Source organism: Microcoleus sp. C2D2 (assembly GCF_036702495.1).
In the GTDB taxonomy this organism is placed as follows: Bacteria; Cyanobacteriota; Cyanobacteriia; order Cyanobacteriales; family Microcoleaceae; genus Microcoleus.
Genome location: NZ_JAUBTO010000014.1, coordinates 1 through 9902 on the forward strand (window position 1 = coordinate 1; position 9902 = coordinate 9902).

Sequence of the window (9902 nt, forward strand, 5' to 3'; positions counted from 1 at the left end):
TTTAACTGCTTATCAATCCATTCAACAAGCTCTCTCTACTGATGGCTCCCTTTTTTCCCCTAGTTGAGCAATTACGTTTTTTCTAATCTACTAAGAGGGATTCTAGCTCTATTAGAATTTTTTGGAGGCGCTTCTGCTTCTTGGGATCGCTCCAAGCTTTGGACTTGTTCGCTCTTGTTAAAGCTCCCTTTATTTTGGTTTTCAGATTTTCTTCCGGTACTTCGGAAGAAGTACCTGCCTTTAAATCCGCGATGCGTTCTTTAATCTGAGTTAGAGATAGATATTCAGCGATCGCCGCGAATAGAAGCGACTTTCTTGCCGGCTCGTCTTTAACTTTGGCGATCGCTCGCGCCTTGGTATACTCGATCTGACCTCGGCGGAGGGCTTCTTGGATGTCTGACGGCAGCTTCAGCAGTCCCAGTCTATTGCTGACGAAAGACTCCCATGACATCCGCCCCAATTCGCTAAAAACCTTGACGACTATTTGCGTTTCATGATGAATGATAACGTTATCATTCATCCTCTGTACGTCATTTTGCATCCGGTAGAGCAGTCGCACCACCTCTTCTAGATCGTATTCAAGGTGATGGGAGAGCAGTTGCAATATCCCCTCCGTTTCTTCGACTGGGTTGAGGTCTTCCCGCTGGAGGTTCTCAACTAATGCAACGCGCAGAGCTTGCTGTTGTGTCAAGTCTCGAATGATAACGGGGACTTCTGTCAATCCCACTTCTTTGGCAGCTCTATACCGCCTTTCGCCTGCTACTAGCTCGTATTTTTCCTCTCCCAAAGGACGGACTAACAGAGGTTGGAGAATTCCATCAGTTTTTACTGACTCCACCAAAGCCTGCATAGCTTGGGAGTCGAAGTATCTGCGAGGTTGAGAGGATGGAAGCTCGATCGACTCAATCGAGAGCAGTTTTTCTGCCGTTGGTTCTGCTACTTCATCATCTCCAAACAAAACGCTCAAATTGGCCTTACCTTTATAGGGCTGGTCATTCTTACTTGACATTGAGTTTCTCCATCTTGGCGGATAGCTGGTTTAATATTTTGACGACGGGATTTTTAGGTTCGTAAACAGCAAGCGGGACTTGTTTTTCGGAAGCATCCGCGAAAGCAGTTATGCGCGGGATGGGAGTGTAAACGGGGCCAAAGGTCGTAAACTGCTCGTTTATGGCTTTGAGAGTTCGCTTGTCCTGAGAGTTGGTGGCAGCATAGCGGGAGGGAACAAAACCAGCTATCTGCAAAGAGCGGTTTCCTTTTTTTCTGATTCTTGCTACTGTTTGCAACAGCAGGTTGGTGCCCTCAAAGGCTTTGTAGTGAGTCTCAACGGGGACTAAAACGTGAGTAGCAGCTACCAGGCTGATGTAGCTGAGCAACCCTAAACTGGGAGGGCAATCTATGAGGATGAAATCGTAGTTGTCTTGAATAGGGGCGATCGCATCTCTGAGGCGAACTTCCCGAAAATCCATGTTAACCAGTTGAATTTCCGCCGCGCTGAGGTTGATGTTGGTAGGAGCCAAATCCATACCGTGAATGCCTGTGTGGATGGAAAGAGGTTCTTCATTGACAATGGCATCAAACACAGTTTTATCCAAATTCTGAGAGTCAACCCCCATGAAGAGCGTCAGAGAACCTTGAGGATCGATATCGACGAGAAGAACCTTGTGGCCTCGTAAGGAGAGGTGGTAGCCGAGATTGAGCGCGATCGTGGTTTTCCCCACACCGCCGGCTTGGTTGAACAGCGAGATGATCTTTGTCATGAATTGCCCTCCGGTAGCGTGCCACCATAGTTCCACTCTTGCGTGCAAAAGGAGGCGGCGGTTAAAACTGTAAGCATATTTGCACTCTTGTTGAAGTTTGGGGATGTCTGTACTTTAGGTATGAACCGTCACTATCCCCAGACCGTTTTGTAAAAAACTATAGTTATACTCTCATATAAAAGTGATATCTCTGAAGGCGCATTAGAAATTTTTTTATTTTTTCCCACTCCCAAAGGCCATTGGCAACAGCGACCATGCCGTTGCTGTAAAAGACAACGGCAATGCGGTCGGGTATAAATGTTGGCAGGTGACGCTAAATACTTCTAAGCTCGCTCTTTCATTGACTTGTAGGGATAAGGATAGTTGATTGTTAGTTTGAGCGAGCCAGGAAGTACCTCTGGTTGATTAACAATGCAGTAAATCAGATATCCAGCCCGTTCTACTTCTGTCCAAGCCAAAGGCGAGAACTGGGCTGACTCACAAATGGCGCGTTTAACCAGTCCCGGTCTGCTGCGGTTCTCAAACAGAGCTTGCACAAACTGGGTGGGATTGGCTATGGCAGGAGACAGAAGCTTGCAAAATTTTCGCTTGATGAACTGTCCGAAGGTAATTGATAGCAGCTTGTCCATTAAATGCTTCAACTAGAGATGGGGAAATTTGCAAGTGCTGGAGCAGCAAGTTCATATCTTCATCAGTATTGGTTACTGCCCATAAATTATCATCGAGCCACCCCCAAACTATCTGCTCAGCCTCTTTGTCAGTTGCTACCAAAAAGCGATTTCCTTTGTAGGTAAACCCTGATACGTGGGGCAGTTGGGGGAGAGACCAGTCGGCAAAAGTGCGATCGCACTCCAGTAGCAATAGGACGGATGCTAGTATGTGCCTCCTGCTGTGCCGCAGCGGATCGCAAAGGCACCGACCGAGTTCAACTCCTGCGATGTGAGTTCTGGGAAAAAATTAAAGAGATTAGTTTTAAAAACTTAATATTCATTGACGAATCGGGAGTTAATTTGGCAATGGTTAGGTTATATGCCTCTTCTTTAAAAGGTCAAAGAGCCAAGGGGCCAAAACCAACTTGCGCGTGGCAAAAATGTCTCAATAATTGGAGCAATGTCAGTCAAGGAAATTTTGACATCGGTTAATCTAATAGGCGGAACTGATGCAATTACATTTGAACCTTTTATTATCAGGAAACTTGTGCCAAAACTATGGAAAGGGGCTTGTGTAGTGATAGATAATTGTCCCATTCACTTGGGAGAAGAAGTGAAAAAAGCGATTGAAAAAAAAGGGGCAAGATTAATATACTTATCACCAGAAATGTTGAACGTTGATACAAAACTTTACATATCTAGATATAGTAAGACTAATCAGGTAAAAATTTCAACAAAACATGAGTTCCTCAAACCAATGAACAAAACTAATTTTCTGACACATACAAGCTTGAAGATAGCGAATCTTATCTAAGAGTTTATAACCCCATTGCGCGGGAATAGATATCAGTTGTAAAATTAGATGCAGCAATTAAGCTAGCATAAAGTTGTATGGTAATACCATTCAAACTTTTGCTAATTAATCTATCAAGTTTTAGGTGCATCTTTAAAAACTTCCAAAACAATTCTACTCCCCACCTTAAGCGATATATATCCCTAATTTCAGCATCAGAAACTGCCACGTCTCCATCATCCGGTAAATTAGTGACTAAGCGAAACTCAGTTTTGGTCTCTACATCACAAAAATTTACCATTCTATAAGCTTGAGCATCGGTTGATGAACCAATTTTTGTCAACCTACTCTCTGACTCAAATTCTAACTTCCAATTGTTTTTAATCCGCAATACAAAATATTTGTTATCTTGGACTAATTCTTGAATAAATTTTAGTCCGGCAAATCCTCGATCCATTACTCCGACAGCATTTGCTGGTAGCTTAGACATCATATGAGAACCGAATTTATAATCATGAGCGTTCCCAAAGTTAATGAGGTTATCATCGGGACTCCCTGTTGCTAAATTGAGGGCGCTAAAAAGTTTAACTTTTTGGATGACCTAGTACCCATAATAATTTACTTGTCAATGTAATGATTGTTGAATCAATAGGACAAATGGCGTATTTATGGATGCAACTTTTTGTGAGCTGCGTTGGAAATTGATTCAATTGCTCATAAATCTTTCGGAATGGTTCTTGACTTCGATGAGTGTTAGCTTTGGAAAAGGTTGAAATATCAACCTCAAATCCTGTAGGGTTTATTCGTTAAAATAAATCGCGCATACTGGTTAAGCTATTATCCAGTACATAAGCTAACCAACACTCGACAAAAAGGCGGCTATTCAAAACTGGATAATCATTTTTTGGTAGCCTTTTGAGGATATCTTTGACAATCTTAGTCAAGTGATTTACAATCATTATTAACAGATATATTTTCATCTTTAGCCCAACTTTAACATATTATGAGAGATTTTTATCACTTATTTATTCACTTTCAACACTTCTGACTTATCACCTTATTCACCAGATTTTTCACCAATTGAAAATCTGTGGTCAAAACTTAAAATCATTCTCCGTTCTATCAAGACTACTAATTATCAAGAATTAGCAAAAGCACTCTTAGTTTGCGTTCGGTCAAGTTACATCGTCAAATATTTTTAACTGGTTTACACACTGCTGTTATTGTACCTCATCTTTCTGAGAAAGGCTATATAACACATTTTCATTGCTATGCAGGACTACCCTTAAACACTCGGGCTCTCCTGAACTTATGGTTATAAGTTTATCTAATCAGAAAAGCAAGCTAATACGCGATTCCTAAAATTATTAAAATTAGAAAAACCATACCCTTGCCGCATTATCAACTTGATCCGATTGTTGATTCCTTCCATGACTCCACTTGTGGTGCGAGCAAGAAAGTATTTGCAAATACCATCAAAATGATTCTCAATTGTTGATGCAGATTCTCTAAAAAATACTTGTGCATGATTTAGCCATTTTTTTATTTTGTTCTGCCCTTTTTTGACCGTCAAATTAGTCTCATATATTTCTCTAAATTTTTCTTTCATCTCATACGCAATTCTCAAACATTCGGATTTTCCTAGTGTCAATTCTAATCGCTCGCTCTGCTCTGCATTCAAATTTAATCTATTACTTAATAATAAATATTTACTTTGCCTATCTGTTATTCCGGCAGCTCTACGTAACTTATTTAAGTCTTTATTAACTACTTTCATTACATGAAAACGATCGATAATAACTTTGGCATTGGGGAATACTTTTTTGATAACTTTAGGGAATCCTCCCCACATATCAACACTCACTTCCTCAACTTGTTTGCGAACCTCAATTGGTTGTTTCATAAGGACTTCAATGATTTCGACCCAGCGATGAGAATCAATCATCTCAATTAAATTACCTTCGGAGATGTCACTAACAACAGTCACCAAATTTCCTTGACCTTTTCGCATACTTATCTCACCCTTGACAAATTCGTTTAACCCGTTTCCAATTCGGTTTTTTTTTTCTTTTGTTTACCTGATCAAATATTCCTTTTATTTCGTCATAACTCAGTCCTTCTTCTCGTCCAATTTGCTCCATGCTCGATTGTTTTACACGCTCATAAATATTTTGTTCGTATCGTTGAGTATGCCGTCTTTTAACGTCCAAAAAATCTATTCTTTCTGTGGGATACCGTTGACACATAGGACAGTAAAACTGCCGTTGTGGGATTTTTAGATACACAGGACGACCAAAAACAGACAGATATCTTACTAGAATTGGTCGATTTTGATGCAGTTTTTCGGTAGGATTTTTACAATGATGACAAACAATTCCTTCTGATAAAATGCTCAGTCCCAAGAAAATTTTTCCCTCAATTTGAGTACAAGTTTCAACCCTGACTCCAGGCAAGGCTAATAAATAGTCTAGATGGAAGCTCATAACGGTAAATGTATTATTAGGTACATTTTACACCATAAACTCAGGAGAGCCAACACTCGGTGTCCTGAAATGCGCCGATTGTGGCACACCTTCAAGCTGGTGGAATCGATAAAGCTGATGCCACTGCAAGTCCCAAAGCACTATTTGAGATAGACGCATAAAAGCACCAAGCTGGAGGGCATCCAATCGACAAACCGTTGATAACTGGGGAGTCCGGGAAAAGCCTGTCGCCAATAGACACCGACGTGTTTCTCATAAAAATGTTTAAAATTGCGGTACGAGTGTTGGTGGAAGCTGACGAGAATCGTCATGATTTCACTCAAACTCAAGGAGCGGCGACGCTGACGATGCTTCAAGCCGTTGCCTAAAAGCGCGACCTGCGCCATTGGGGTTCAAAGCTTTGGCAAAAATCATCGATCTGGCAAAAGAGTTCCTCTAGACTAGTCATAGGAAGGGGGGCTGAATGAATGGTTTTTTTGAGATTTTCAGCATTATCCCCCTCCTTTTCCTATTCCCCGGTCAGATAAATCGGCTTTAAGCCTTACTGGGCAAGAACTTCAGCTTTTTTTAAAACCCGTACAGACGTTAACTTAGCACACTAAGTACAGAAGAACCCGATATCTGAGCTAACCAATTTTTGGTATAGTAAAGTTAGACATGGAATAAGTTAGGAGAACGATGAGCAATTATCAGCCAGAAAAAGTAGCACAGATGTACGATTCACTGCAAGATCAAGGAGAGACTGCCATCCTTCTAGACCAGTATCATTTGGGTTATTGGGACGAGATAAACTCGAATGCAAGTATTACTGAAGCTGCTAATCGTATGACTGAGATCATGATCGACAAAGTGACTATTCAGCCAGGGGAACGCTTCTGTGACCTTGGATGCGGGGTTGGTATGCCAGCGATACAGCTTTCAGAAGTGACAGGATGTTTCGTTGATGGAATTACGATTAGTCAATCCCAGTACGAGAAGGCACAGCAATTAGCAGAAGAAGCAGGCATATCCGATCGGGTACAATTCATCCTGGGTGATGCCTTGAACATGCCCTGCGAGGACGCAACCTATGATGGTGGCTGGTTCTTTGAATCGATTTTTCACATGGGCCACCGCAAAGCGCTTCAAGAAGCTTCTCGAATATTGAAGCCGGGAGCAATCTTAGTGATTGCAGACCTTCCAGCGCGACCCACCATGACCGAAGAATTTAAAGCACTTTGCGAGGAACATAGTCATTCGTTTATTATCGCCAAAGAAGACTATCCAGAACTGCTTGATAAGGCTGGTTTTGACCTGATTGAAATTGACGACGTGACCGAATTCGTGATTACTCCTCTTGTACCCAATATGAAAATTGCGTGCCAACAACATGAGTCCGAGTTCTTGAAATATCTCAATAGTGCCCAGATGAAAGAGTGGCTCCAATTAGACCAAAATAGGCGTGGCATGGAATATATCGAGGATGAAGCGCTTAACTATTGGATTCAAATGCTTCAGGATATGTCGGACAACCTTGGGTATGCGCTGGTGACTGCTCAAAAGAGAACGTAAATTAACAAAAGGGGCGTTGCTGATTTAGGGTATGAAGGGCTAAATATGCAAGTCAGAGAAACCAGTATCCACAAAACTTCGGGATTTCCAAGTTATTTTTTTCATACCCTGATTAAGCACCGCCACAAAAGGATGACTATGATCACCTATATGTTTCCGGGACAAGGCTCTCAGATAAAAGGGATGGGAAAGAATCTCTTTAGTAAATTTCCCAACCTAACACAAAAAGCTGATTCAATTTTAGGATACTCAATTGAAGATCTTTGTTTGAATGATCCGCAAAAAGAGTTGAATCAAACTCAATTCACCCAACCAGCTCTCTATGTTGTGAATGCCCTCTCCTATCGGAGCAAAATCCAGCAGACAGGTAAAAAGCCCGACTTTGTTGTGGGACACAGTTTGGGAGAATATAATGCTTTGGAAGCTTCAGGCGGGATTACTTTTGAAGATGGACTAAAGCTAGTTCAACGAAGAGGGATGCTAATGAGCCAAGCCCCTTTAGGAAGCATGGCAGCTGTTATTGGTGCAACTGGAGAACAAGTTGAAAAGCTTCTGAAAAAATACGGTTTTGATACTATAGATGTGGCTAGCTTTAACTCTCCAGAGCAGGTAGTTATCTCCGCTTTAAAAGAGGATATCGTTAAGGCCAGTCACATTTTTCAAGAAGCCGGGACACAATACGTCATTTTAAATACAAGTGGTGCCTTTCACTCTCGTTATATGGAGTCTTCAAAAGTCCAGTTTGAAAAGTTTCTTAAAGGTTTTTCCTTTTATGAACTCCAAATCCCAGTAATTTCCAATGTCACCGCACAGCCCTACGTCCAAAGCGAAATCGCTGAAAATCTAGCTAAACAGATAACCCATTCAATCAAATGGAACGAAAGCATACGTTACCTTTTGGCTCAGGGTGATGTCGAGTTTGAGGAGATGGGAGTTGGAACCGTTTTGACTAAGTTAATAACTTATATTAAAGGTAAGGAAAAACCGCTTGAAATTGAAAAAACGTCTGATAATTGGACTGTTCAGGAAAAGGTAGACCGATGGAATTTGACCCACCCGATTGGTTTAAAGGTTTCTGTAGCTGGATATGAAAGCCAACTGGAAACTAGAACAGAAGCCATAATTCTGTTTGGGCATCGAGCTGCCATCTACATGAAAGGATATAATGGGTACTTTGCGCTTGATGAGGTAACTCCAGCTTAATTTAATATCGCATTTTACATAGATGAAGCTGGAATGGATAATAGAGAAGATTATGGCTATGGCTAGAATCTTCAAAGAGAGCGTTTTTACGCACTCAAGAGTGGCAGGAGACAAGGTGAATTTGAATAATACTCGGTTAATGCTAAAAAAAATAACAAGGTGTAGGTTGAGTTTCGTCCCTCAACCCAACACTTAAAAAGTTAGGTTAATTTATACACAGTAATCATTAACCTAACTTTCCTTAACCGAGCACTATTGGAACTAGGAAACCGTTTTTGACGACTATTACACTAGTCCATGTATCAAGTTTCCAGGAGCACTGGGGTCGTTACTGTAATAAAAGTCTTGGTAAAGTTGTCTCAGTTCTTCTCTACTTAGTGAACCATCACCGTTAAGATCTAACTTGGAATAGATCCCACCAATCTCGCCCTCACTAATCCTCCAAGACTTCAATAAAGTCGTGTATTCCTCTAAGGAAATTTTACCATCACCATCTTTGTCTATTATGTTGAATATTAAATCAACACTTCCGTCAATTCCTAGTGACTGAAAATTTTCGTCAACCAGCAGACGATCAAAATATGACAGCCATGCTTCTGATGTTATTTCCTCATCTTGGGTTATTCCTACTTTTTGGTGCAGATCACTCCAAAAGTTCAGTAATTGAGATTCAACTTTTTGATAATCGTTGCTTCCTTTCTGAAAATCCAGTTTTTCAGTCAAATCGTCTATAAATAACTGAAAATCAGATTTTGCCAGAGTCTTACTGGAATCGAAATCATAAGCATCGAACAATTTTGTCAGTTTTTTTTGCTGGAATTCTGTGAGTGTCATAAATTATGTCCTTGGATTTAGAAATGAGATTTATTGTTGGCTTTTCGACATTAACGTAAAAACCTACAAAAAATCATCTCATACTAGCTAACTAATAGTCAAGTCTTTATTTGTTATTTTTCAGTAATATTTTAAAACTTAAATTAACTTAAATTAACTTAAATTAAGTTAATTTAAGTTAATTTAAGTTAATTTAATGTTTTTTTATTTGAAGTGTCTGCATTGATAAACACTATTTTTGTCAAATAGTGATTATACTGATAATAATAGTTCTTACAGAGATGTTATGCTAAGGTATACTAAGATACAAAAGGTTGAAAATGAACTTAGTACTAACGGAACTAATGAACCTGCCAGGAGTAATGGTAGAAGATTATCGTCAAACTGGGAAAGAGTTATTTTTAGAAATAGAGGTATATGCAGCAGAAGCGACCTGTCCACGATGTGGAAATATTAGTAGAAATCCGCGACATACCAATAATGGCCTAGTGGAAGGTATTAAGAATAAGTTGAAGTTGATAAAACCGTCAGGTTTTGGCTTTACCAAGTGGCGGAACTTTGAAACTCAATGTTTACTTTCTTGGCATTTTCATACTTATAAAGCATAGTTCAGTTAAAAGAACCATTT

The 9902-nt window shown here is 40.3% G+C and carries 12 protein-coding genes and 2 pseudogenes; 6 read left to right on the forward strand and 8 right to left on the reverse strand.

The genetic code is table 11. The annotated features are described in order from the left end of the window. Positions 1–82: 82 nt before the first annotated feature. The 3 genes from QUB61_RS07350 to QUB61_RS07360 all read right to left on the reverse strand — a co-directional run bounded on the left by QUB61_RS07350 (position 83) and on the right by QUB61_RS07360 (position 2389). Complete coding sequence (locus QUB61_RS07350) at positions 83–1009, reverse strand: ParB/RepB/Spo0J family partition protein (RefSeq protein ID WP_333125658.1); 927 nt, start codon at positions 1007–1009, stop codon at positions 83–85. Further along, positions 999–1760 (reverse strand): ParA family protein, encoded by a 762-nt coding sequence (locus QUB61_RS07355; RefSeq protein WP_333125655.1) that lies wholly within the window; start codon positions 1758–1760, stop codon positions 999–1001. Before QUB61_RS07355 ends, QUB61_RS07350 begins: the two co-directional genes overlap by 11 nt. Positions 1761–2083: 323 nt before the next feature. Further along, positions 2084–2389 carry a hypothetical protein gene (locus QUB61_RS07360; RefSeq protein ID WP_333125652.1) on the reverse strand — a complete coding sequence of 102 codons (306 nt, stop codon included), beginning with the start codon at positions 2387–2389 and terminating at the stop codon, positions 2084–2086. Between the two features lie 240 nt (positions 2390–2629). Here QUB61_RS07360 and QUB61_RS07365 point away from each other — a divergent pair, with 240 nt between their 5' ends. After that, the gene (locus QUB61_RS07365) at positions 2630–2902 is read left to right on the forward strand and encodes a hypothetical protein (RefSeq protein ID WP_333125649.1); all 273 of its coding nucleotides are present in this window, start codon (positions 2630–2632) and stop codon (positions 2900–2902) included. Then, positions 2871–3224, forward strand: coding sequence for a hypothetical protein (locus QUB61_RS07370; protein ID WP_333125647.1), 354 nt, complete (start codon positions 2871–2873; stop codon positions 3222–3224). Before QUB61_RS07365 ends, QUB61_RS07370 begins: the two co-directional genes overlap by 32 nt. Here QUB61_RS07370 and QUB61_RS07375 read toward each other — a convergent pair. The 4 genes and pseudogenes from QUB61_RS07375 to QUB61_RS39795 all read right to left on the reverse strand — a co-directional run. After that, positions 3141–4162: pseudogene (locus tag QUB61_RS07375) on the reverse strand (IS4 family transposase). The gene QUB61_RS07370 and the pseudogene QUB61_RS07375 overlap by 84 nt on opposite strands. Before the next feature lie 368 nt (positions 4163–4530). Then, positions 4531–5214: an ISL3 family transposase gene (locus QUB61_RS07380; protein ID WP_333125644.1), complete on the reverse strand. Its 684-nt coding sequence runs from the start codon at positions 5212–5214 to the stop codon at positions 4531–4533. A 7-nt stretch (positions 5215–5221) separates the two neighbouring features. Continuing rightward, positions 5222–5686: a transposase family protein gene (locus tag QUB61_RS07385; RefSeq protein ID WP_333125641.1), complete on the reverse strand. Its 465-nt coding sequence runs from the start codon at positions 5684–5686 to the stop codon at positions 5222–5224. Continuing rightward, positions 5683–5808, reverse strand: a pseudogene (locus QUB61_RS39795) (transposase); the annotation flags it as partial. The gene QUB61_RS07385 and the pseudogene QUB61_RS39795, both read right to left, overlap by 4 nt. 123 nt (positions 5809–5931) lie before the next feature. Between QUB61_RS39795 and QUB61_RS07390 the strand changes: the two are divergent. The 3 genes from QUB61_RS07390 to fabD all read left to right on the forward strand — a co-directional run bounded on the left by QUB61_RS07390 (position 5932) and on the right by fabD (position 8440). Further along, positions 5932–6054: a hypothetical protein gene (locus QUB61_RS07390; protein ID WP_333125638.1), complete on the forward strand. Its 123-nt coding sequence runs from the start codon at positions 5932–5934 to the stop codon at positions 6052–6054. 310 nt (positions 6055–6364) lie between these two features. Beyond that, positions 6365–7237 carry a methyltransferase domain-containing protein gene (locus tag QUB61_RS07395; RefSeq protein WP_333125635.1) on the forward strand — a complete coding sequence of 291 codons (873 nt, stop codon included), beginning with the start codon at positions 6365–6367 and terminating at the stop codon, positions 7235–7237. A 45-nt stretch (positions 7238–7282) separates the two neighbouring features. Beyond that, on the forward strand, positions 7283–8440 hold the full coding sequence (fabD, locus tag QUB61_RS07400) for an ACP S-malonyltransferase (RefSeq protein ID WP_333125632.1): 1158 nt from the start codon (positions 7283–7285) through the stop codon (positions 8438–8440). Between the two features lie 285 nt (positions 8441–8725). Here the strand turns inward: fabD and QUB61_RS07405 are convergent, their stop codons facing one another. After that, entirely contained in the window at positions 8726–9274 is a 549-nt protein-coding gene (locus QUB61_RS07405) for an EF-hand domain-containing protein (RefSeq protein ID WP_333125629.1), read from the reverse strand. A gap of 320 nt (positions 9275–9594) precedes the next feature. On the opposite strand from QUB61_RS07405, the gene QUB61_RS39800 reads away from it, so the two are divergent. Next, the gene (locus QUB61_RS39800) at positions 9595–9882 is read left to right on the forward strand and encodes a transposase (RefSeq protein ID WP_445300208.1); all 288 of its coding nucleotides are present in this window, start codon (positions 9595–9597) and stop codon (positions 9880–9882) included. Positions 9883–9902: the final 20 nt, after the last annotated feature.

Bases quoted from the DNA above. Each gene is read 5' to 3' on its own strand.
- QUB61_RS07380 (WP_333125644.1), bottom strand. From the start codon at position 5,214: ATGCGAAAAGGTCAAGGAAATTTGGTGACTGTTGTTAGTGACATCTCC.
- QUB61_RS07360 (WP_333125652.1), bottom strand. From the start codon at position 2,389: ATGGACAAGCTGCTATCAATTACCTTCGGACAGTTCATCAAGCGAAAA.
- QUB61_RS07385 (WP_333125641.1), bottom strand. From the start codon at position 5,686: ATGAGCTTCCATCTAGACTATTTATTAGCCTTGCCTGGAGTCAGGGTT.
- QUB61_RS07395 (WP_333125635.1), top strand. From the start codon at position 6,365: ATGAGCAATTATCAGCCAGAAAAAGTAGCACAGATGTACGATTCACTG.
- QUB61_RS07365 (WP_333125649.1), top strand. From the start codon at position 2,630: ATGCTAGTATGTGCCTCCTGCTGTGCCGCAGCGGATCGCAAAGGCACC.
- QUB61_RS07370 (WP_333125647.1), top strand. From the start codon at position 2,871: ATGTCAGTCAAGGAAATTTTGACATCGGTTAATCTAATAGGCGGAACT.
- QUB61_RS07355 (WP_333125655.1), bottom strand. From the start codon at position 1,760: ATGACAAAGATCATCTCGCTGTTCAACCAAGCCGGCGGTGTGGGGAAA.
- QUB61_RS07405 (WP_333125629.1), bottom strand. From the start codon at position 9,274: ATGACACTCACAGAATTCCAGCAAAAAAAACTGACAAAATTGTTCGAT.
- QUB61_RS07350 (WP_333125658.1), bottom strand. From the start codon at position 1,009: ATGTCAAGTAAGAATGACCAGCCCTATAAAGGTAAGGCCAATTTGAGC.
- QUB61_RS39800 (WP_445300208.1), top strand. From the start codon at position 9,595: ATGAACTTAGTACTAACGGAACTAATGAACCTGCCAGGAGTAATGGTA.
- fabD (WP_333125632.1), top strand. From the start codon at position 7,283: ATGCAAGTCAGAGAAACCAGTATCCACAAAACTTCGGGATTTCCAAGT.